This is a genomic window from Lysinibacillus sp. JNUCC 51, assembly GCF_015999525.1.
GTDB lineage: Bacteria > Bacillota > Bacilli > Bacillales_A > Planococcaceae > Lysinibacillus > Lysinibacillus xylanilyticus.
In genome coordinates this window covers 2,026,623-2,049,615 of the sequence record NZ_CP065545.1, presented here as the reverse complement: position 1 = coordinate 2,049,615, position 22,993 = coordinate 2,026,623, and the positions used below count along the sequence as shown (strand labels likewise).

Below are 22,993 nucleotides of genomic sequence, written 5' to 3'. Positions count from 1 at the left end.
ACTTAATTACATAGCGTACGCTTTAATAAAAATATAATCTTCTTTGGTGATGAGCTAAATTAATATAGTAATTGTAACTTGAAAGTATAAAAAAGAGCCACCACCAACTCAATTAGAAGGTGATGAACTTTTAAGGGGGAAAAAAGACGACTTTGGATATCATCGTCCATACCTAACCCATTATCTACTTACGAGCGTCGAGCCGCTTTCCTAAAAAAATGCCCGATTGAAAAAGTATTGTTGGAATGACAGCACCTTGGAGAGGAAGGAAGTGAGTGAGTGTCCTACATCCTTCTGAGAGTGGAATGCACATCAATTCGGTAAATATCTATCCGTTTTTAAGTTTTCTTTAAGAGGTATGACGTATGATGAGGGAATAAAATCTCAATGGGAGAAATGATCTATTGTGAGTAAACTCAAGTTAAAGTTATCGTTTGTTATTGTTAGCGTGACGGTAATGATAGTACTTGCGACTTCTAGTGTTAGTATTTGGAGTAGCTATCGAAATTTTAACGACATTCTTATGCAAAATAAAATTGTCATGCAGGAAAATTATGTGAAGGAAGTTTCAATAATCACTGAGAGCTACGTACAAGAAAAACTGAGGGAACCAAATCAAGATAAATCGATCGAACCTTATATGGTGCAAGTGGTTGATAAGTTACTTGATGAAAGAGCGGTTTCTTTTAGCGCGTTCATTAAAAGTATACTCATACCTTTATTATTATGGTTAATCACAATACTTGTATTAGCTGTATGGCTTGCTTTCAAAATTGCACGACCTTTAAAACAGCTTTTTATTAGTATGGAGAAAGAAGAAGTACAGAAGCTTGAAGAAATTAATGACTGGTATTACGAAGCACATTCCTTAAAAAAGGTAGTGCGAAACTTGGTTATTAGTTCAGAAAGCACAATATTTGATTTAACTAATCAACTGAATTTAGACGCCTTAACAGGAATTCCTAACAGAGGAAGAATGGATCAAATTTTAAATGAATTAATCATCAATAAAGTTCCACATTCAATAGTGTTAATAGATTTAGATGATTTTAAAAGTATAAATGATACATATGGTCATACTGTAGGGGATGAAGTTCTAAAAGCTTTCGCCAGTCATATGCAGGAGAGCATAGAGAAACAAGGAATGTGCTTTCGATATGGTGGGGAAGAGTTTATGGTTATATTGCCATCCACGACAATAGATGTAGCTATAGAATTAGCGGAGAATTTACGTATTAAGCAGGCCATGTTAAATACTGCATGTGAAAGGCCTGTTACAATGTCTGCCGGCATTACATCATTTACAGCAAATATTAAAACGGCTAATCAGATCATTGCAATTGCAGATCAGGCATTGTATAAGGCGAAGCAGTCGGGAAGGAACTGTATATGTGTCTTTGAAGAACTATCTGAAAAAATAACCAAATAAATTATCAGTCAAGCCAACCACATCTTCATTCATCCCACTACCTTCAAAAGTGGAAGTCTTCTACTGATTGAAGATAAATGGTGTGTTTTAACTAAACCATTATAAATTAGATGAGGAACCGTTGATTTTCACGGAGAGTTGCGACTCCTGCGGGGTGAGTTTGTTCTGAAAGCGCCAACTCGGAGTGAAAATCAAACTTTGTTTATTGATACACTTTATTCATATTTATTTGTTTGTTTACAAGCTAAGGCATCGAGAGTTATCTTCCCGATGCCTTTTATAGATTAAAATTTTCGATAGATATAGCGTTAAATAGTTCAGTCGTTTCTTGCTCTGGTAAAATACCGAGATCCGCTAACAAGGTATTTTTAAAGGTATTGTAAACCTTTACTGCACATGCTCGATTATCCACTTCAATATAGTGCTTTATTAGCTGTTGTATGATTTTATCGGAATATGGATTATGTTCTATCGTTAAAAGTAAAATTTGCTCTCGTTTTTTCACATCATGTATTGTTGTATAATGCTCTATTAATTCATGAAGTAAAAGAGTAAATTTGTTGTTCATAAAATTTGCTTTACTTGTAATCCAGGGATAATCTAAGGCGGCCATATACTCACCTTGGTAGCTTTGTATTAGTGCCTCAGCCTTCTCTACATCAATCTTGGCAGTCTCCATATGAGCATTTAAAATATGCTCTAAGTCATGGGCATCACATTGAAAATCCTCTAGTTGCAAAATATAGCAGCCATTTGCATACTGTATGACTTCTGAATAGCCCAATGCTGAAAGCGTAGTGCGTAGATAGGAAACTGTTGTATGTAACTGTACTCTTGCCTTTTTAAATTCTGTATCTACCCATAAGTTGTCGATGATTGTATCACGAGGTACATGGTTATTAAGATTGGAAAAAAGAAAGGCAAATAATTCTTTTGTTTTAAGTGTTCTCCAATGTACGGCTTTGTTATTGTGTAAAACAACGAATCCTCCAAAGCATTGTATTGTAAGCTCGGGTTTATTTCGTATTTGTAAAGGAGTCGATTTATTTTCTAGGTGAAGGAGTTCTTGGATTCTGTTAATAGTTGTCTCTAGACGAGCTTTTGAAATAGGTTTTAGTAAATAGTCAATGGAGTGAATTTCAAATGCTTGGACAGCATAGTCCCGATACGCAGTGACAAATACGATAAAAATGTTTTTGTTCCATTCTTTTAATAGTCTTGCAATTTCTAAACCATTCATGCCAGGCATTTCAACATCTAAAAATGCTACTTGAAAATCCAAGCTCGGTCCCTCTGCCAACAAATCTTTTACAGTTGTAAAGGATTTAATGACCTCTATTGAATTAAATTCCTTTAACTTTTTCTCCATGTTTACAAGAGCTAATGGCTCATCATCCATTACTATCACTCGAATCAAAAAGGGCACCAACTTTCAAATATTAATTTTAACTTCTTTCAGCAGGTGTCCAAACATCTGTACCTGTCGCTACTCTTTCGGTACAAAAGACATCCGCTGAAATAGAGGAACTCAGGAACTCAGTCTAAGAACGCCACGTCCTGTGGCAATTTATCTGTGCGAAAGCGAAGCGGCAGCAACAACACACGATTGAGTGACCAATTTCATGCTGTGCTGCTGACGCTACGCTTTCGCGCAAAAAACATCTGTTGGCCTAAATCCTCCGGCGGATGTCACTGAAATCGGAAAGAAGTTCTTTATGCACGCCAAAGCCGATTCCGGACGCAATTATGCAGAAGCATAATTGATAAATAGTGAAGTAGGCTAAAGTGAAATATCAATGATTGACCCTTTATATGGATGTATGGCCACTTGCTGCTGTGGCAGATCTTTTAATAATTCGGTAGCAGCTACAGTATTTGGGTTGAGTGCATTTTGCACTCATTTGTACAGTATGTTGTAGCTCCATAATTTGAGAAGACATTATCGTATTAACTTCCATCCTACATTCCTCTTTTACCATATTATCGGAAAAAGCACTGATTTTCCAACATATAAAATTGCAAATAGTTTCGCAATATTCCCTCTTAAAATTGTTTGATTTACCAAAAATATATTCTATATTGTATATTTTTCCTCCTTTATACCAATAATTCCTAATATCAGGTCGTTGTCCTGAGTTATTAATTGCATTCTAGCATTGCTTGCATAAAAGAGCCCAACTCTAGTGTGCTAGCAGCAGACTGCGAAATATTAAAATATGGAGGTTACAAAATATGAAAAAACAAGCTTTAGCTTTAGCTGTAACAATGACGTTGGGATTAAGTTTATTTGCCAGTCCATCATCTGCTAAGGAACAACTAGCTTTTAGGCCATTCGATGCATTGTGGGGAATCTCGAAAATTTACAATTTGTCTTTAGGAGATTATGAGCCAATGATTGACACAGACGCGGGATGGTTTTATCCAGAGCAAGATTTAAGTGTATTCGAATTAAATGATGATAATTCAATGAAAGACCAACACTTTGTTGAGGCCGGGGATACATTATTTACAATTGCGCGTGTAAATGATGTATCAGTGGAAGAATTAAAGAAATGGAATAATCTCTCATCTGATGTAATTTATGTAGGTGAATCAATAGCTATCAAAGAATCAGCGGCAAAACCTAAAACTTTCGAAAACAGAACTAAAAGTGTAGCGACGGCATCAAGTAAAAAGAAAGTAACAACATCAAGCACAGACTCAGTGAGTGCTCCAGCAAATGCGGGCAAAACATTAACAATGCGAGCAACAGCCTATACAGCGTATTGTGAAGGGTGTTCTGGGATTACAGCGAATGGGACAGATATCAGATCTAATCCAAACTTAAAGGTAATTGCTGTAGACCCACGTGTAATTCCTCTTGGTACTAGGGTTTGGGTTGAAGGTTATGGTGAAGCAATTGCAGCAGATACTGGCGGAGCAATAAAAGGTAATAAAATTGACGTATTTATTCCTACTGAGGGACAAGCTCGTCAGTGGGGCGTTAAAAATGTAACTGTAAAAATTTTAAATTGATGTAATTTAAAGGGTGTCTCCTTAAGTTGGAGATATCCTTTTATTTTGCATTGTAAGATTAAAAGCCAAGTCCGCGAAGATTACTCAGTAACCAATAATTCGCAAATTTCTAATGAAAATGCATAAGTGGAAGGATTGTTGGCAACCATCAGAAATAGAGGAGGTATTTTTATGAAAAAAATGAGCTTAATAATTATTTCTTTATTAGTATTTGTCGGCGGTTGTGGTTTCTTTGAAAAGAAGGAGCAAAAAGTAGCCGTTAACGCCAATTCAGGACCAACTGCAACCGCAAAAGTAATTGGTAAAAATAATGAAAGCTATGGCAATGCATATTTTGAGGAAGAGGATAATGGGGTTAAAATGACACTCGCACTATCAGGGGTGCCAGCCGGAACTCACGGCATTCATATTCATTCAGTTGGCAAGTGTGAACCGCCAACATTTGAATCAGCAGGTCCTCATTTTAATCCAACGAGTAAAGAGCATGGGAAGGATAATCCTAAGGGATATCATTTAGGAGATCTTCCAAATTTAGTAGTTGGAGAAGATGGTAAAGTGGATTTGAACTTTTTAGCTGAAGGGCTGACATTAGAAAAAAATGCTGCCAACTCATTGTTACGAGATGGGGGCACTGCATTAGTCATTCATGAATCTGAGGATGATTATAAAACAGATCCTTCGGGTAATTCTGGTGCTAGAATTGCTTGTGGCATTATTCAATAAGGAAAATGAATCAACTGTATCTAAAGTAAATCACTTTAGATACAGTATTTTTGTTTTTCGGGTAAAAATCGACAATCATTTTGGTTATTACTAACAAGTTAGGAGATTATTTGTTAAACAGAATGCTATGTAATAAGTTGATTGGAGTGGAGGCTGGGCGACTCCTTGGGGATTAGCAATCGAGGAACGAAGGCTAAAATCATCACGTCCTGTGATAACGCCTTCGTGACCAACTTCGTGTTGGCCCGAGACCCTGGAGCGAGCACATAGGGGAACGAAGGCTAAGAGCATCACATCCTGTGATAACGCCTTCATGACCAACATCGTGTTGGCCCAAGCGGCTCATCGGACGCCCCCAGGAAGCTCTGCTCTGCGCGAAAGCGAAGCGTCAGCGGCAAATGTTTTCATGTAGCGAAAGCAAAGCGACAGCTACAAAGCGTCCAGCCGGAACGGAAATCAACTCCACGTTATGATGATGAGTATTCCTCATATAAAAGAAGAAGTAAGCGGTCATTTCAATAATAAATATGCAATTTTTATACATACAGAAACCAGGAATGTTTTCCTGGAAAAAGAAATTATTAGCTTAATGTAGATAAAATTTGAGTGGTGTAGTTATTAATAAACTTCTGAAATAAAGGGTGATTAAGGAGAAAGGTATAATTATAAAAGACTGAATTTACAATAAATAGATTGACATTATTATACTGTTTTTGATAATTTTAAATAGATTCTTATTTTTAACCAAGGGGGAAGGTTACTATGAAGAAAAAACAATTCAGGCTATTAATGCTATTAAGTGCCTTTGCGCTATTGATTTTAGCTGCATGTGGGTCTGATAGTGGAGCGGGTTCAAAGGATTCGGATAAGGGTGATTCGACAGCATCTGATAAGCCGAAATTTTTGAACTTATTAACAGGTGGAACGCAAGGTACTTACTACGCATTGGGTGGAACGTTTGCGGATCTAATTTCTAAAGAAACAGACATTAAAACAACTGCTGAAGTATCTCAAGCATCTGCAGCCAACATGACGGCTTTACAAGATGGTAAAGGTGAAATTGCATTTGTACAATCAGATATTGCTTATTACGCTACTGAAGGAAAATTGATGTTTGATGGCAAAAAAATCGATTCAATTGCTGCTTTAGGTGCACTTTATCCAGAAACAGTACAATTAGTAACGACTGAAGCATCAGGTATTAAATCTTATGCTGATTTAAAAGGGAAAAAGGTTTCTGTAGGTGCACCAGGTTCTGGAACTTACGCAAATGCTGAACAGTTACTTGAAATTCATGGTCTAACAATGGATGATATCAAAGCACAAAACCTAGACTTTGGTGAATCTACTGATGGTCTTCAATCTGGACAAATCGATGCAGCGTTTATTACTGCGGGTACGCCAACAGGTGCTGTTGAAGCATTAAATGCAACAACTAAAGTAAATATTATCGGTGTAGATCCTGGTAAAGCAGATGAGCTAATTGCTAAATATCCTTACTACGCAAAAGATACAGTAAAAGCCGGTACGTATGGTCTTGCAAAAGATACTGAAACAGTTTCGGTACTTGCGATGCTAGCGGTGAAAAAAGATCTTTCGGAAGATGTTGTTTATTCAATAACAAAAGCTATTTATGATAACACAGATAAAATTTCCCACGCTAAAGGGGCGTATATCAAAGCTGAGACAGGCTTACAGGGTATCAGTATTGACGTTCACCCAGGTGCTCAAAAATACTTTGATGAACAGAAATAACGGAACATTCGGATTATAAATTTAGAATAGCTTATGGCGAGTGAAAAGTTATTTTCTTAAATACGAGGAGGCTCGGATTGCGTAAAGCTTCGAGTCTCTTTTCTTCCGTACGAATAGCTTTTTAAGTGGGGGAACAGATGTAGTGCGAAAGAGAACATTAATAATTGTTTTAGCTTTTTTATGTATTTGCTTTAGTATAGTCATTTTTCTTCCTCTTCAAAAGGTATTCGCATTTACGGAAACGCGCATAAATGATCCGGTAGTGCAATATATACCACTGACAACTGAGGATACATTTGAAATTAGATACACTCACTCCATCCATAAAACGGATGTACTCGAACATTATAAATGTGTAGACGGAACGAGTATTCAAATGTTAGGGATGGAGTATGAAAGTTTAGCAATCGGCATGCCAAGCTATGCAGAAAAAAATCAAACATTAACAGAACGAGATGGTAAATATTTTTTGCAGTTTGACAATGAAGTCATTGAAAATTTTACGATCTATATAGGCGATTTGGATTTAGACCTTGTATTAGATTACGAGAATTATGAATACGATTTAAAAAAAGACTTACAAAGGGGAAAATCCTATTTATTTGAGGTGAAGCGGTTATCGCTTTATGAACAATGGAAAGGAGTAAGGATGAAATGACAACTCAGCATAAATCAAACGAAGAAGTAAAAAAAGAAGAATTCGAACAAATATCAGCTGAAGAGCAACAAGCGATACTAGAGAAATATGATATTGAATCCAATGTCCGAACGATATCGGGCATTATGAAGCATGTCGTTTTCTTTGGACTACTAGCATTTTCGCTGTTTCAGCTTTACACAGCAATATTCGGCCAATTCCCAGCGCAAATTCAGCGTACGATACACTTAGGTTTTGGTTTGACCCTTATTTTCTTACTATTCCCTGCTCGAAAAAAAGCAGCAAAGAATAAAATAGCGTGGTTCGATTATATTTTAGCGGTATTATCCATTGTAGTAGGTTCGTATTGGACAATGAATTATACAGAGCTTGTTAATAGCAATGGTACCATTACGCAAACAGATTTTATTGTAGGCCTTATAGCTGTCGTATTGGTACTTGAAGCAGCTCGCCGTGCAGTAGGTTTACCGATTACAATCATTGCTATATGTTTCTTAATTTATGCATATTTTGGACCATATTTCCCGGACTTTATGGCGCATAGAGGGCAAGATTTTGAGAGTATTGTTAATCTCATGTATTTTACGACAGATGGGATTTTCGGAACACCGATTAGTGTTTCTGCCACATTTATATTTGTGTTTTTACTTTTTGGAGCATTCCTTGTCAAAACAGGTGTTGGTCAATACTTTAATGATTTAGCGGTATCTCTTGCAGGTAAATTAATTGGTGGTCCTGCAAAAGTGGCGGTATTTTCTAGTGCGCTTCAAGGTACGATTTCGGGAAGCTCTGTAGCGAATGTTGTAACATCTGGATCATATACGATTCCGATGATGAAAAAGCTTGGATACCGAAAAGAATTTGCGGGTGCAGTTGAGGCGGCGGCATCTACAGGTGGGCAGTTAATGCCTCCGATTATGGGTGCAGCAGCGTTTTTAATGGTTGAGTTTATCGGTCGCAATATTACGTATTGGGATATTGCGAAGGCGGCGGCGATACCTGCATTGCTTTATTTTACAGGTATTTGGATTATGACTCATTTCGAAGCGAAACGAGTAGGTTTAAAAGGTTTACGTGATGATCAAATGCCAAATCGTCGAGAAGTATTTAAGAAGATTTACCTTCTATTACCGATCGTCGCAATTATCATCTTAATGTTAACGGGTACACCCGTAATGCATGCAGCGCTTTACGGTATTATTATTTCTATTGGTGTTGCTATGTTTAATAAGGAAACACGTTTAAAACCAAAGGATATTATTGATGCACTAGTTGAAGGGGCTCGTACAGCGCTTGGAGTGGTAGCGGCAACGGCTTGTGCAGGTATTATTGTAGGTGTAGTTGTAAAAACAGGTCTAGGCTTAAGTTTAGCTAATAGTTTAGTAGAATTAGCGGGCGGTAGCATTATTTTAACGCTGATTTTTGTTATGATTGCTTCCTTAATTCTTGGTATGGGGGCCCCGACAACAGCTAACTATGTAATTACGTCAACAATTGCTGCTCCTGCAATCGTAGCATTATTATCACCGAATACACCACAGGAATTAGTACCAATAGCAGTTTTATTATCGGCACACTTCTTTGTATTCTACTTTGGTATTATTGCTGATATAACACCACCTGTTGCACTTGCAGCTTTTGCAGCTTCGGGAATATCTGGTGGAGATCCGATTAAAACAGGTGTAAACTCTGCGAAGCTTGCGATTGCAGCGTTTATTATTCCGTACATGATTGTATTCTCACCTGCGTTGCTAATGATTGATACAACTATACCTGAAATTATATGGGTAGTATTTACGGCCATTACAGGAATGGTAGCCATAGGTGCTGGAGTAATCGGTTACTGGTATCGCAAAATGCTTTGGTTTGAACGCATTATTTCCATTGCAGCTGGTCTACTACTTATCTATCCAGAAAAATTCTCGGATTGGGCTGGTTTAGCAATCTTTATCGTGATGTTTGTTATTCAATATTTAACACAGCATAAGGATAACGGTGATGACAATCAAAAGAGTAAAACGAGTGCTGTAGCTTAAGTAAGGGGTAAAAAGGCTTCGAGCCTATAAATTAAATAAAAAGGAATCTACTCATTTTCTGAGTTAGTAAATGCTTGCTTTGTAATGTCTATGAGGTGATGAAAACACGCGCAATTTACGGCGTCCATGTACGATCGCTTGGTTAATAAGTCTAACCATCAAGGAGATGTATCATAATTTGATACATCTCTTTTTCTTATTAACCTCGAAATTCAATCTAAAAAGTAGATCGTTTTTATATTTTTTATGCATAATGAGCATCGTTTATTGCTTTTTTTACAAAGGTCATTGTATAATTTTTTTATCAGAAAATTCAATTAAATAAAACAGCGAGGTGATTAGATGAAAAAGTTGGCAAATTCAAAATTTGAAACATATTTAATGGATCAGGAAATTGAGCTTAATATCGAAGAGGAAAAAAATGAGGAGCAACTAACGATGGTACATTATGAAGAATTCCCAGAAGGTTTTTTTACAAGTTTATAATAAATATTTGATGGACTGTGCTAAAGGTTGAAATAACTTTTATCACAGTCTTTCATTTTTTTTACATAAAAGTTGGAAGAAATATTTGTAGAAATATACGCTATGAATCTAGGTTGATTGGAGTGGAGACTGGGCGACTCCTTAGGGATCAGCAATAGAGGAACGAAGGCTAAAACCATCACATCCTGTGATAACGCCTTCGTGACCAACATCGGTGCTGTTGCCGCTGCCGCTTCGCTTTCGCGCAGATGAACCCCTTTTGCTGTCGCTACGTTAGCACTACGCTTTCGCGGAAAAAACATCTGTTGGCCCAAGCGGCTCATCGGACGCCCCTAGGAAGCTTTGCTCTGTGCGAAAGCGAAGCGACAGCAACAAATGTTTTATCTGTGCGAAAGCGAAGCGACAGCAACAAATGTTTTATCTGTGCGAAAGCGAAGCGACAGCAACAAAGCGCCCAGTCGGAACGGAAATCAACCCACGCGCTATGGTCAATGTCCTCTTTTTCTTAAGAAATAGTTTCATGTATAATGGGAAACAAAAATGCGTATAGAGGTGTGGTTATGTCAAAGGCTGTAATCTTAGAAGGAACAATTTATCAATGGTTTGATCATTTTCATAAATACCCAGAGGTAAGTTGGAAGGAATTTGAAACTACTAAAAAGATTGCGTCGATTTTAGATGAGTTAAATGTATCCTATCGTTTGTTAGGGGACGTTCCGGGCTTAATTGCTGAAATTGGTACAGGTGATGAGATTGTTGCTATACGTGCAGATATAGATGCTTTGTGGCAAGAAGTGGATGGCAAGTGGCAAGCTAACCATTCATGTGGGCATGATGCAAATATAACGATGGTTCTTGGCGCTTTATTACTGCTGAAAGATCGACCATTGCAGCATCGTGTTCGATTTATTTTCCAACCTGCTGAAGAACTTGGGAATGGAGCTTGTGCAGCCTTTGAGCGTGGGGCTGTTGATGGTGTTTCACATTTATTTGGTGTTCATTTAAGACCAATTGAAGAGCTACCGCTTGGCAAGGTATCACCTGCTATCCATCATGGTGCGGCTTATTTTTTAGAAGGAACAATACGAGGTACTGATGCTCATGGAGCTAGACCTCATCAAGGGCAAAATGCAATCGATGTTATTATGGCCGTACAACAAATGCTCAATAGCATACATTTATCACCTTTCGAGCCTCATTCTGCAAAGTTAACGAAGATTGTTGCAGATGGAGGTAGTACAAATATTATTCCAGGTACTGCGAGCTTCTCTATGGATATTCGAGCGCAACGTAATAGTCAATTAGAATTACTTCGTAGTCGTATTGAGTTTGGCTTAGCATCAATCCAACAGCAGTTTGAAATTGATATGGACTGGAAATGGTTAGATTTCACACCTGGTGCTGAGGTTTCTTCAATTGCCGCACGTATGGCTAAAGACGCGATTATTGAAACGCTTGGGGAAGCGCATCTAGCTGAGGAAATCACAACACCTGGAAGTGATGATTTCCATTTTTACACAGTTAAAAAACCTGAATTAAAAGCAACGATGATAGGAATAGGGGCCAATTTAGCTCCGGGATTACATCATCCAAAAATGACTTTTGAACGAAATGCATTAATTGATGCTGCAAAAGTACTTGCTTGTGTGTTAGAGAAAAAACCTGAATACGAATAAGGATCGCGAGAGTGCTATGTCAAAGTTTCTTTGATATAGTTCTTTTTTTAATTTTTTTATCGAAATATATGAATATTTTGCATTGTCCCGAATAGCTATTTGAAAGCGTTTTTATGCGCAAAAATAGTCGAAATAGCTCGAGAAGCATAAAATTTTTGCGTTGACTTTTAATTTTTCGAATATTATGCTAAAAAACATATAAAAATATTTGCGTCTTAGAAAAGTTGAAAAGGGGATAGGTGCAAAAAAAGGGGATGGAACTGTAAAAAGGAAATTATTCTAGTTGGGCACCTATAATTTACAATTATATCTATTGTTTTAGTAGGATTAACTATCAGAGCATGGATCGATGATAGAGTCGTAGCAATAATGATTTATTAAGGCTTAAAATTAATTTCTCCAGCATGGTTTTTAGAACAATTATGCTGTTATCGCAAGGGTTTATTAAAAAGAGATTTTGACATTATTATTTTAACAAGAACATTTAATTTTGATATATAACAACTGCTAGGTAAAGAGAAACTAGATTTAGTTTTCTTTAAATTGGCAACATTAAGTGTTTTTAGAAAGGATAAAAAAATGGTCTTAAAAAAAGAAAATAGTATATCTCATGAAGATTCGCCCATTATTATACTAGGAGAAGAAAAATTAAAAAAGGGTTTAAAAGCTCGACATTTAACAATGATATCGATTGGTGGAGCAATTGGTACAGGATTGTTCCTTAGTAGCGGTGCAGCAATCAGTACCGCAGGTCCAGGCGGTGCATTACTAGCATATACTTTAGTTGGAGCTATGATTTTCTTTGTGATGACAAGTTTAGGAGAGCTAGCAGCATTTATGCCTACAAGTGGTGCATTTAGTACTTATGGTACAAAATTTGTTGATCCAGCTTTTGGATTTGCAATTGGTTGGACCTACTGGTTTAATTGGGCAATGACGATTGCAGCTGAGTTATCTGCTTCTACAATGATTATGAAATTTTGGTTTCCAGACAGCTCATCCTTATTATGGAGCGGTTCATTTTTAGCTATTATTTTCCTATTAAATTTTTTATCTGTTAAAGGATACGGTGAAGGAGAATATTGGCTGTCATTAGTTAAAGTAAGTGCAATTGTAATTTTTATTATAGTCGGCGTACTAATGATTTTCGGTATTATGGGTGGGGAAGCAGTAGGATTCAAAAATTTCACTGTAGATGATGCACCTTTTTCAGGTGGAACTTTAGGTGTTTTTATTGTCTTTATTGCAGCAGGGTTTTCATTCCAAGGTACAGAAATTGTTGGGGTAGCTGCTGGAGAAAGCGAAAATCCAGCCAAAAATGTACCTACAGCTATTAAAAGTGTTTTTTGGAGAATTCTTCTTTTCTATATATTTGCGATTTTAATTATTGGGCTTATCATACCGTATACAAATCCAAATTTACAAAGTGAAAATGTAATGGTCAGTCCATTTACCATGGTATTTGAAAAAGCTGGATTTGCATTTGCTGCTTCATTAATGAATGCTGTTATTTTATCAGCAGTTTTATCAGCAGGGAATTCAAGTTTGTATGCTTCAACACGTATGCTATACTCTATGGCTAAAGAAGGTCAGGCTCCAAGAATTTTTGGAAAGTTGAATAAACGTGGTGTTCCTGTTGCGGGTATGATATTAACATGTGCAGTCGGTATGCTTGCTTTTTTAGCTTCCTTTTTCGGGGATGGGGTAGTTTATATGTGGTTAATGAATGCAATAGGTATAACAGGGTTCATTTTCTGGTTAGGGATCTCTGTCAGTCACTATCGTTTCCGTAAAGCTTTTATTGCACAAGGGTATTCGTTGGACGATTTACCTTATAGGGCAAAATGGTTTCCAATTGGACCGATTTTTGCAATAGCATGTGGACTAATTGTAATTATTGCACAAAATTTCCAAGCGTTTATGGCTGAAGAAATAGATTGGGGTAGTGTTGTAGCAGCGTATTTAGGAATTCCATTCTTCCTTAGTTTATGGTTTGGCTATAAAATCATTAAAAAGACAAAAGTTGTTAACCTTAAGGATGTTGATTTTGATTTTGAAAATAAAAATTTGAAATAATATCCACTATAATTGAAAAGATATAAAAATAGGAGTTACATTGTTACTATAGTTAACCCGTAGTCTCGCAGATGCCAAAAGTATCTGCGAGATTTTTTTAATAAATAGCAAAGTTCAATTCATATATTGTACGTGGGCGACCTTGTTGATGGGTCATTTCTTCACCAACAACTTTAGCATAACCGTTATCCACCAATTTTTTTATAATGCGTTCTGTTGTGCGGCGTGTAACCTGTAAGTATTCAGAAAGATTATGGGAAGTAAATTGCGCTGATTGTCGCTCTCGGCTAAAATGAATGATCTTGGAAATATTTAATGGACTTAAGCCTGTTTTTTTTGCCATTTGTAAAACGTAGGGATCATCAGTTTTTAAAGCTAGTCTTACTTCTGATTTAGGGAAAGGACCTAGCAAATTTTTATGTTCGTCTAGTATATAAATCTCGAAAGGTTTAGTAAATGTTAAGGCATTCTTGGCATTTTGATTAGCCTCAAAAATTGAATGACCATAACCAAAGGCCAGCTTAAATGGCTTATCGGTTTGTTGTAATAAATTCTGTAAATTCTCTTTTTCGAGTGCCTTTTGCAAATGCCCAGCTGTCGTATATAGCTCAAAAGAGTATGGTGAAATTTCTTTATAAGTTGCATGTGTAGCTGCCGTGATTTGCATTAACATGTTGTAGTCTATAGGTTTATCTTCAGGAGCTTCTAATAGTCCAACAACCGCTTTTACAGATTCAGATTTTGTAAGAAGTGATTGGGATTTCGTCTCCTCAAAGCATTGAACAATGGAGTTAGTTGCATCTAACATGCGCATTGCAGGTATTTGAAGAGCTTGCAATTCATCAAAAACACTATGAATACTTGTTATGACGAAGTCAACGCTGTTAGCTTCCCATAAAGCTATATGATGCTGCAATATAGATTGCGTAGATTTAGTGATAGAAATAGGATGAATATATGGTTTTGGACCACAATACTCTATTTCTGTTAGTACATTTTCTACAATAGCTGGATTCATAACATCAATGGAAATTCTATTTAAAGGTACTGCATGATTGGCTATAAGCGATAACAAAGTTGTGGAAATTGCTGTCTCATCTTGTTTTATATAATTCCAAGGTATTGGCAGTTCTGACAGTGCAGATTGGGCATGTAAATAGGGTAGTGTTCCTCCGAATAAAAGTGCATCACATGGCTTCATTTCCTTTAACAAAACGGGTGCTTCTGTAGGTTGATTGTAAAGATAAAAATCTATTTGAATATTCTCTATGTTTTGTGCGATACTATTTATACGCTTCATAAATGCTTTAGAGCAGATAACCGCTATTTTAGTAGACATAGGCAACGCTCCTTCTCTATTATTTTTTCAACAATTAGCGACGTATTAGCGACAACCATATTATACAGGAGACTGATAAAAATGAAAATCCAACAAGTAGAAATTTTTGCAATTCATTTACCACTTATTGATCCATTTATCATCAGTTATGCTACATATGATACAATGCCTTCTATCATTTTGAAGGTTACGACAGATACAGGTTTTGTAGGCTACGGTGAAGCAGTACCAGATGAGCACGTAACAGGGGAGACGTGGGAGAGTACATATGCTGTATTAAAGAATCAGCTTGCTCCTGCTATCATTGGAGAAAATCCAATGGCCTTTGAAAAGCTTCATGATAAATTGAACAAAGTTGTGAAGGATGTGCCAGCAGCGAAAGCAGCGATTGACATTGCTTGTTTCGATATTGCAGGGAAAGCGTTACAAGTTCCTGTGTACCAACTATTGGGTGGACGTTATCATGAGAAATTCCCGATTACACATGTACTGAGCATTGGAACACCTGAGGCGATGGCAGAAGAGGCAGCTAACCGTGTAGAGATGGGCTATCGATCATTTAAAATGAAGGTAGGAACAGAGGTAGCTCGTGATGTTGTTCGTATTAAAGCGGTGCGTGAACGTGTTGGTGAAGACATTGCAATTCGTGTAGATGTAAACCAAGGATGGGGAAATGCGTCAACTACATTACAAGGTTTACGTGCATTAAAGGATCTAAATATCGATTGGTTAGAGCAGCCAGTAGATAGTGAAGATATTGATGGCATGGTAGAAGTGAAGTCAAAATCAGATGTACCATTAATGATTGATGAAGGACTTCGCGGTGTACGTGAAATGCGTGAAATTATTGCAAAGCGTGCTGCAGATAAAGTCAATATTAAATTAATGAAATGCGGTGGAATTTATCCTGCTATGAAACTAGCAGTTATGGCTGAAATGGCAGGCATTGAATGTCAAATCGGTTCAATGGTAGAATCATCAGTTGGATCAGCAGCTGGCTTCCATGTAGCATTCTCTAAAAAAATAATGACAAGTGTAGAATTAACAGGTCCATTAAAATTCTCTAAGGATGTCGGAAACTTACACTATGATGTTCCGTTTATCTGTTTAAATGAAAAACCAGGATTAGGTGTAGAAGTAGATGAAGAGATCCTTAAAGAATTATGTAAGTTCTCAACAATTGTAACAGCTTAAGGAGGCGGCGAAATGGAAAAAATTTGTGAAGGCATGCTTGGTGAAACGCCGTTTTTTGTTACAATATTAAATCTTCAGCATTTGCAAGAAATTGAGAAATTACAGCTTCAGGTTTATGAATCATTAGCAGACCAAAGTATATTACAACCATTAAGTACTGAGGAATTTGACTACATTTTAAGTGGCAATGGCATGATGATAGGTGCTTACGTAGGGGAAGAGTTAATTGCCTTTCGCGCACTATTGAACCCACCTGTTGATGACGAGCACCTTGGCTATGATTGTGGGATTGCTGAGGAAGAATTTCATAAAGTTTTATATCAAGAAATATCGAATGTCTCACCAGCATATCGTGGCTATGGATTACAAAAAACATTAGCGCAAGTTGTCATGGGTCATATCGATTTAGAAAAATATGATTATGTATGCTCAACAGTAAAGCCATATAATATCCCGAGCTTGAAAGATAAATTTGCTCAAGGGTTAGTCGTAAAGGGATTAAAGATTAAGTATGTAGATAAGCTCCGATATATTTTCTATAAAGACTTGCGACAAGAGTTACCAATCTTTACAGATAAGAAGACGATAACAATGGATGATACGGTTGGTCAGCAACAGCTTTTGAAACAGGGTTATATAGGTACTTCTATGTATGAGGATCAAAATGATTGGTTCGTCGTTTATGAAAAATAAAAAACCTTACCTTTTACTTTACGTGAGAGGTAAGGTTTTTTCGCTAAAGAGGGGCTTTTATTTCATCGGGCAAAAACCGCAAGCCATTAAACCAGGTATGTCTTTAGAAAAACAACATGATTTTCTTACGGGGACGTTCACTAAATTAGTAGGGCTTTGACCTCCAGTGTATTGTGCCCACCAAGATTTGTTGGAGAAACGAGCCCATGTTTTAGGGTCCTCTAAAGTTTCAATATCCTCCATTGCTTGATCAGCTAGACCTGGATTAGAAAGCAAAACATGATAGTGCCAAAGTAGATATCCAAAGAAATTCTCCCAAATAGTGAGAGGGGAAATAGAAGTTACTTTACGGAGCTGTTGAACGATAACGTGCCCATCATATAGGATCTTCTCAATAACTGATTGACGTTCATCCTCATCAACATAACGCCAATCATTTGGGTTAACAAACATTGCGACTGTAAAACTGTCGAATTCTTTTGCTGCATCAAAGCGAAGCTCGATTGGTTTACCATCCCACACCTCGTCATAGGCGGCAAGCATGTAAAGTTGCATAGCGAAAAACATACCGTAGCGGCGCGCAAAATGAGAAATAGCTGCTGTTTCCGTTGCTGCGTCTGTAATTCCCATCATAAGGTTTAAAAAGTCAGGATGGTAAAAGTCCTTATGTATATCTGCTAATGTAAATAGTGTCCGCTTTGGTTCTGTCGTATAAATGCTATAGGAATTCAATTGTCGAACTTGATCCATCGTTAATGCTGGCATTGTCATCACCTTTTCTTTCAATCTTCTGCTACTTCAATTATAAATTAATCATTTTTGCTTCACAAATGGAATGCAATATAGTAAAATGCATTAAACATATCTGAAAGGTAGGTTTTATAATGTCACAGCCCCATTCAATTCCAAGGCCGCTCGTGCGACTCAATCAATGGACGATTCTGTTAAGTGTCATTCTAACGTGGGTAACAGGTGTCTTTTGGATTTTAGCAATTCCTTTAGTAGCGAATATTCTTGGTATTTTATGCAATTTTAATCCTATTATTCGAGTAGGGAAACTGTTTCTAAAAAAGGCGCCATCTACATATATACCAGACGACACTCAGCAGCAAAAATTTAACTTCTTTCAGCAGAAGTCACCTACCTCTATAAGTGGCGAGATGGGGTTTAAGTATATTTGCAGCGGGTATCCAAATATACGCTGAAAGAAGTTAAAGCCTCCGGCGGTTGTCACGGAAATCGGAAAGGAGTTCATAAAGGATGTTAGCCTAAAATCATCGCATCCATGCGATAACGGCTAACTGACCTGCATCCTGCAGGCCTAAGCACAAAGCCGATTTCGGACGCAATTATGCCGAGGCATAATTGATTTACAGTATTGCTAGCTTTTGTTTAGCAGGTGGAATTTTGGGCTTCTTGCTTAAATGGCAGGTGGTTGGATATGTCTTTACGGGAATGGTTGCTGTAGCTTCGTCGATAGCAATTGCAGGCTTTTGTATAGGCTGTTTTCTACATTTTCAGCTAAAGCAATGGCAATATCGTCGCTCGTTGAAGAAGGCATTGTGACATTCATTTCTTTCAGCCAAAAGAAATTGAAAAAAACTTTAAGAAATTTTCAGATTAATGTTGACTTTATAATTGATAATGATTATCATTATCGTATAAAGATTATTCCTCGTCTACAATACAGTGTAGAGAGGATGAACTTTAGCTACTTTTCTCCAGAAGTTTGCTAGTTCATGATAACGCTCCTAAAACCCCCCTCATTTTTTGGGAACGTAAAATCTCTCGACGACTCACTCCATTGTGATTGAGTCGTCTTTTTTTGATTGAAACTGCGATTGTTCCGATAAAACGAGATATTATTCCGATAAAAGCAAAGATTGTTCCGATAAAATGAGATTATGTTCCGATAAATCTTCGAAGTATTCCTATAAAAGTGAACTCTTTGCCATAACGTGGGGTTGATCTCCGTTCCGGCTGGGCGCTTTCTTGGGGGCGTCCGATGAGCCGCTTCACTCGCGTTGCTCGCTCCAGGGTCTCATCTGTGACGCTGATTCCCGAGAAGTCGCCCAGCCTCCACTCCAATCAACACTATCTAGCGTACATTCAAAAACATCTAACTCCTAATAATTATACCAAAAATTACAATTTAATATATAATATACCTAATGAGAAGGGGTGATTATTCATGTTTTCTATTAGAAACTTCGAAGGTAATGAAAAAGAGTTTCAGTTCTTTCTAGATATGTTATATGAGTCTATTCATATTCCTGAGAATAAACCATTAAAAGATGTTTTACTAAACTCGCCTGACATAAGAAAATATCACGAAGGTTGGGGGAGAAAGGGAGATAAAGTGTTGATTGCTTTTAACACAAAAAATCAAACTGTTGGTGCAGTTTGGTACAGATTGTTTGATGACCATAATAAAGGCTATGGTTATATTGATGGCAACACGCCTGAAATAGGAATGGCTGTTTCAAAAGAAGTAAGAGGAAGAGGGGTGGGAACTATACTGATGCATGAAATAATTCAACAAGCAATGGATGAAGGATACAATACCATTTCTCTCAGTGTAGACCTCGAAAATGACAAGGCCATTAATATGTATCAAAAACTAGGCTTTAAAGATTATGAAGTTGTAGGGACATCAAAAACAATGATTTATAAATTTTAGTGTTTTCTAGAATAAAAAATGTACACGACTAAAGGGTGATTTAGTAATGTACATTTTTTTTGTATTTACTGAGTAGGACTGCTACTATGAACAGCGCTTTTTTTCCCTAGTATCATCGTATAGTAGCTATGTAACAGCATGCCGACAATAATGACACCTAAGCCTGCGAGAGCAATTGGGTTTGGGAATGCAATGCCGAGCAATAATACTTCACCAATAATGACAAAGATTATTTCAGTCGATTGTGTTGCTTCAACTGCTGCAAGCTTTCCTTGGTGATCGCGAACACGGTCAGTTGCAATGAAAAATAAAGTTGTAGCGATGACACCAGAGCTTATGCCTACAAGCAACGATTGCATCACTTGGTTGATTGAAGGAAGCCCAACCGTTGCCAGTGCATAAATAGCTAGAATAATCCATGCGGGCATCGAGGCGAGGGTCATTCCGAGAACTCGTTGATATGTATCGATGCGTCCGCCGCAGATTTCCATCATTTTGCGATTACCAAGAGGATAGGCAAATGCAGCGATGGCAACAGGTAAAATGCCAAGCATTAAACTTTTAAATGGAACAGATTGTGCCTGTGGTATTTGAATAAGTAAAATGCCGACTAAAATGACACATGAAATTAGTAATGAAATAAGAGGTATTTTTTGACGTACTGTTTTCCCAGCTACTACTGAAACAAATAGGGGAGCTAATAATACGCCAGCGACTATTGTAAATTGCCATGTTCCGGAAACGAGCCACCCTGGACCGAATGCTGCTGCAAATGTCAGTGGTGCATAGAACAATACGAATCCTATAAAGCTCCAGAGCAGCCAAGAGACAGGCTGTGCTTTCATTTCACCTGATAGTTGGGAAAAGCCCTTTCGATAGAAGACGATCGCAAGTAAAAACGGTAGCATGAAGAAATAGCGCAGTGATGAACTCCATAACCAGCTACCACCTTGCATTTCCATTGCGTGATTCAATATAAATGTAACAGCAAAAAATAGTGAGGCTAAAATACCTAATGCAATTTCTTTCAATAAATTCACCTCATAATCCTTTATGTAATTTGAAAATTCAGTCATTAATTTAGGGAAATTACGAAGAAGGGATAAACCCTTCTTCGTAATTATTTTCCTTGTTGTTCAAAGAGCTGTACGATTTCGATAATAACTTGTGTAGCTTTCTCCATCGTTTCTCCAGATACATATTCGAATTTACCGTGCATATTTTCGCCACCTGCAAAAATGTTTGGAGTTGGTAAGCCCATGTAAGAAAGCTGTGAACCATCAGTGCCACCACGGATTGGTAATGTAAGTGGAGCAATATCTAACTTTTCCATTGCTGTGCGTGCAATATCAACGATTTCTTTTACAGGCTCAATTTTTTCGCCCATATTATAGTATTGATCTTCCATAGTAATGATTAAAGCATCCTCGCCATATTGAGCTTTAATTTTTGCCGCAGCATCAAGCATTAATTGTTTTTTTGCTTCGAACTTTTGACGGTCATGGTCACGGACAATATAAGAAAGCTCAGTATGCTCGATCGCACCGTTAAAGCCCATTAAGTGAATAAAACCTTCATAACCATCCGTTTTTTCTGGTACTTCATTAGTAGGCATTTCATTTTGGAAGGCAATCGCCATTGTGATGGCATTGACCATTTTATTTTTCGCAGAACCAGGGTGTACACTCGTACCTTTTGTCACAACCTTTACGCCTGCAGCATTAAAGCTCTCGTATTGTAGCTCGCCAAGTGGTCCGCCATCCATCGTATAAGCATAGTCGGCTCCAAATGCAGCCACATCGAATTTATGAGGACCGCGGCCAATTTCTTCGTCAGGTGTAAACGCTACACGCAATTTACCATGTTTAATAGAAGGAGTGTTTACTAGGTATTCCATAGCCGTCATAATTTCTGCGATACCAGCTTTATCGTCAGCGCCTAATAATGTAGTACCATCAGTTGTAATTAACGTTTGACCTACATAATTTTTAAGCTCAGGAAAATCTGTTGGCGACATCGCTAGATTTTCATTGAGCTGGATAGCTCCACCATCATAGTTGTCAATGCGCTGTGGATTAACATTTGTGCCAGTAAAATCTGTTGTAGTGTCCACATGTGCTAAAAAGCCAATAGTAGGCACTTTTTTATCTGTATTTGCTTCGAGTGTCGCAAATAAATAACCATTTTCATCTAATGTAATATCAGTTAAGCCTATCTCAGCAAGTTCATCTTTTAGTACATGCAATAAGTCAAATTGCTTTTGTGTTGAAGGAGTTGTTTCGCTTGTGAAATCAGATTGTGTATCAATTTTTGCATAACGAATTAAACGCTCAATTACTTGTTCTTTCATAAGTATGGCCTCCTAATGTGTATGTTTAACTTTTATCGGTGGGTATCCAACACTGTTGCTGTCACTTCGCAAAGAAGTTCTTTGTGCAAGCACAAAGTCGATTCCGGACGCAATTATGCCGAGGCATAATTGATATTATTGTAACACTTTACTTCGGATTTCGGAATATTGAGAAATACTTAAGGCAATTAGTATTTGAGCACTGTAATATGTAAACATAATAAACTCATGTGAAAATGGTAAAGGCATAACAAATTTATTAATAGCTAAATAGGAATCTGATGAAATAAATAGTAGAGCGCCAATCGTTGCAAATGTAGAACCTGTACGAATCGCAGTCCAACCCATCGTTAATATGACTGAAATATAGGCAATTACCGCAATACCAAGCACGATTTCTCCTGATGAAAACACTGTACCTACAATCCACACAGCCATACTTGCACCGTAGACGAGTAAGACAATCTTCGCCCAAGTAGGTACTTGTCGTTCATTAGTAGAAGAAAAGGCGAAGATGTAAAAAATATGCCCGATTAAGAAGCTTGTTAGCCCAATTAGAAACCACTGAAGCGTATAATCGCCAACCATACAAAACACAAGTCCAGTGACAATCAGTAGTTGATACTTTTTAATACCTAAATTTTTTGGTCTAGCGGCTAAAATAATGATTAGAAGCATCGGAATAACTTTAAAGATAAGTATCAAGCTTTCTGGAATATGGGACAGGAAAAAAATATAATAAAGCCCAAACAAAATAATAAATGCTAATAAAACTTTTTTTGACAAAATTCTCATCTCCTTTTCTTTGAAATTCTTTATCTATGTTAGCATTTCCTTTATTTCTTTTGTAAAGAAAATGCACAAGATGGTACCCATTCATCTT

Annotated in this window: 20 protein-coding genes and 1 pseudogene; 14 read left to right on the top strand and 7 right to left on the bottom strand. The window is 37.2% G+C overall.

The window, feature by feature from the left end:
• The first annotated feature begins 406 nt into the window (after positions 1-406).
• Positions 407-1,429, top strand: coding sequence for a GGDEF domain-containing protein (locus JNUCC51_RS09870; protein ID WP_337991839.1), 1,023 nt, complete (start codon positions 407-409; stop codon positions 1,427-1,429).
• 277 nt (positions 1,430-1,706) lie between these two features.
• Here JNUCC51_RS09870 and JNUCC51_RS09865 read toward each other — a convergent pair whose 3' ends face one another.
• Complete coding sequence (locus JNUCC51_RS09865) at positions 1,707-2,837, bottom strand: response regulator (protein WP_337992214.1); 1,131 nt, start codon at positions 2,835-2,837, stop codon at positions 1,707-1,709.
• 824 nt (positions 2,838-3,661) lie between these two features.
• Here JNUCC51_RS09865 and JNUCC51_RS09860 point away from each other — a divergent pair.
• From JNUCC51_RS09860 to JNUCC51_RS09835, 6 genes are all read left to right on the top strand, one after another.
• Positions 3,662-4,444 carry a 3D domain-containing protein gene (locus JNUCC51_RS09860; RefSeq protein ID WP_337991838.1) on the top strand — a complete coding sequence of 261 codons (783 nt, stop codon included), beginning with the start codon at positions 3,662-3,664 and terminating at the stop codon, positions 4,442-4,444.
• 171 nt (positions 4,445-4,615) lie between these two features.
• A complete protein-coding gene (locus JNUCC51_RS09855) occupies positions 4,616-5,167 on the top strand; it encodes a superoxide dismutase family protein (RefSeq protein WP_100545772.1) in 552 nt (183 codons plus the stop codon).
• A 762-nt stretch (positions 5,168-5,929) separates the two neighbouring features.
• Positions 5,930-6,922: a TAXI family TRAP transporter solute-binding subunit gene (locus JNUCC51_RS09850; RefSeq protein ID WP_134022706.1), complete on the top strand. Its 993-nt coding sequence runs from the start codon at positions 5,930-5,932 to the stop codon at positions 6,920-6,922.
• A gap of 142 nt (positions 6,923-7,064) precedes the next feature.
• Positions 7,065-7,580 carry a DUF1850 domain-containing protein gene (locus tag JNUCC51_RS09845; protein ID WP_337991837.1) on the top strand — a complete coding sequence of 172 codons (516 nt, stop codon included), beginning with the start codon at positions 7,065-7,067 and terminating at the stop codon, positions 7,578-7,580.
• Complete coding sequence (locus tag JNUCC51_RS09840) at positions 7,577-9,616, top strand: TRAP transporter permease (RefSeq protein WP_337991836.1); 2,040 nt, start codon at positions 7,577-7,579, stop codon at positions 9,614-9,616. The genes JNUCC51_RS09845 and JNUCC51_RS09840 overlap by 4 nt, the downstream gene beginning before the upstream one ends.
• A gap of 342 nt (positions 9,617-9,958) precedes the next feature.
• Complete coding sequence (locus tag JNUCC51_RS09835; RefSeq protein WP_166672130.1) at positions 9,959-10,102, top strand: hypothetical protein; 144 nt, start codon at positions 9,959-9,961, stop codon at positions 10,100-10,102.
• Positions 10,103-10,122: 20 nt separating this feature from the next.
• Here JNUCC51_RS09835 and JNUCC51_RS09830 read toward each other — a convergent pair whose 3' ends face one another.
• Positions 10,123-10,425 (bottom strand): hypothetical protein, encoded by a 303-nt coding sequence (locus JNUCC51_RS09830; protein WP_337991835.1) that lies wholly within the window; start codon positions 10,423-10,425, stop codon positions 10,123-10,125.
• A gap of 237 nt (positions 10,426-10,662) precedes the next feature.
• Between JNUCC51_RS09830 and JNUCC51_RS09825 the strand changes: the two genes are divergently transcribed.
• Positions 10,663-11,778: an amidohydrolase gene (locus tag JNUCC51_RS09825; protein WP_337991834.1), complete on the top strand. Its 1,116-nt coding sequence runs from the start codon at positions 10,663-10,665 to the stop codon at positions 11,776-11,778.
• A gap of 681 nt (positions 11,779-12,459) precedes the next feature.
• Positions 12,460-13,854, top strand: coding sequence for an amino acid permease (locus JNUCC51_RS09820; protein ID WP_337992213.1), 1,395 nt, complete (start codon positions 12,460-12,462; stop codon positions 13,852-13,854).
• A gap of 97 nt (positions 13,855-13,951) precedes the next feature.
• On the opposite strand, the gene JNUCC51_RS09815 is transcribed toward JNUCC51_RS09820, so the two are convergent.
• A complete protein-coding gene (locus JNUCC51_RS09815) occupies positions 13,952-15,193 on the bottom strand; it encodes a hypothetical protein (protein WP_337991833.1) in 1,242 nt (413 codons plus the stop codon).
• A gap of 81 nt (positions 15,194-15,274) precedes the next feature.
• Here JNUCC51_RS09815 and JNUCC51_RS09810 point away from each other — a divergent pair, with 81 nt between their 5' ends.
• Together JNUCC51_RS09810 and JNUCC51_RS09805 are read left to right on the top strand one after the other, a co-directional pair.
• On the top strand, positions 15,275-16,387 hold the full coding sequence (locus tag JNUCC51_RS09810) for a mandelate racemase/muconate lactonizing enzyme family protein (protein ID WP_337991832.1): 1,113 nt from the start codon (positions 15,275-15,277) through the stop codon (positions 16,385-16,387).
• Positions 16,388-16,399: 12 nt separating this feature from the next.
• Positions 16,400-17,080, top strand: a complete 681-nt coding sequence (locus tag JNUCC51_RS09805; protein WP_337991831.1) for a GNAT family N-acetyltransferase — start codon at positions 16,400-16,402, stop codon at positions 17,078-17,080.
• Positions 17,081-17,137: 57 nt separating this feature from the next.
• Here JNUCC51_RS09805 and JNUCC51_RS09800 read toward each other — a convergent pair whose 3' ends face one another.
• The gene (locus tag JNUCC51_RS09800; RefSeq protein ID WP_337992212.1) at positions 17,138-17,845 is read right to left on the bottom strand and encodes a Fe-S oxidoreductase; all 708 of its coding nucleotides are present in this window, start codon (positions 17,843-17,845) and stop codon (positions 17,138-17,140) included.
• Between the two features lie 119 nt (positions 17,846-17,964).
• Here JNUCC51_RS09800 and JNUCC51_RS09795 point away from each other — a divergent pair.
• From JNUCC51_RS09795 to JNUCC51_RS09785, 3 genes and pseudogenes are all read left to right on the top strand, one after another.
• Positions 17,965-18,201, top strand: a pseudogene (locus JNUCC51_RS09795) (DUF4395 family protein); the annotation flags it as partial.
• A gap of 310 nt (positions 18,202-18,511) precedes the next feature.
• Complete coding sequence (locus JNUCC51_RS09790; RefSeq protein WP_337992211.1) at positions 18,512-18,646, top strand: DUF4395 family protein; 135 nt, start codon at positions 18,512-18,514, stop codon at positions 18,644-18,646.
• A gap of 625 nt (positions 18,647-19,271) precedes the next feature.
• A complete protein-coding gene (locus JNUCC51_RS09785; protein WP_337991830.1) occupies positions 19,272-19,760 on the top strand; it encodes a GNAT family N-acetyltransferase in 489 nt (162 codons plus the stop codon).
• Positions 19,761-19,825: 65 nt separating this feature from the next.
• On the opposite strand, the gene JNUCC51_RS09780 is transcribed toward JNUCC51_RS09785, so the two are convergent.
• From JNUCC51_RS09780 to JNUCC51_RS09770, 3 genes are all read right to left on the bottom strand, one after another.
• Positions 19,826-20,791: a DMT family transporter gene (locus JNUCC51_RS09780; protein ID WP_337991829.1), complete on the bottom strand. Its 966-nt coding sequence runs from the start codon at positions 20,789-20,791 to the stop codon at positions 19,826-19,828.
• An 89-nt stretch (positions 20,792-20,880) separates the two neighbouring features.
• Positions 20,881-22,110: a peptidase T gene (pepT, locus tag JNUCC51_RS09775; protein WP_337991828.1), complete on the bottom strand. Its 1,230-nt coding sequence runs from the start codon at positions 22,108-22,110 to the stop codon at positions 20,881-20,883.
• A 135-nt stretch (positions 22,111-22,245) separates the two neighbouring features.
• Positions 22,246-22,905, bottom strand: a complete 660-nt coding sequence (locus JNUCC51_RS09770) for a lysoplasmalogenase (protein ID WP_337991827.1) — start codon at positions 22,903-22,905, stop codon at positions 22,246-22,248.
• Between the last annotated feature and the right edge of the window lie 88 nt (positions 22,906-22,993).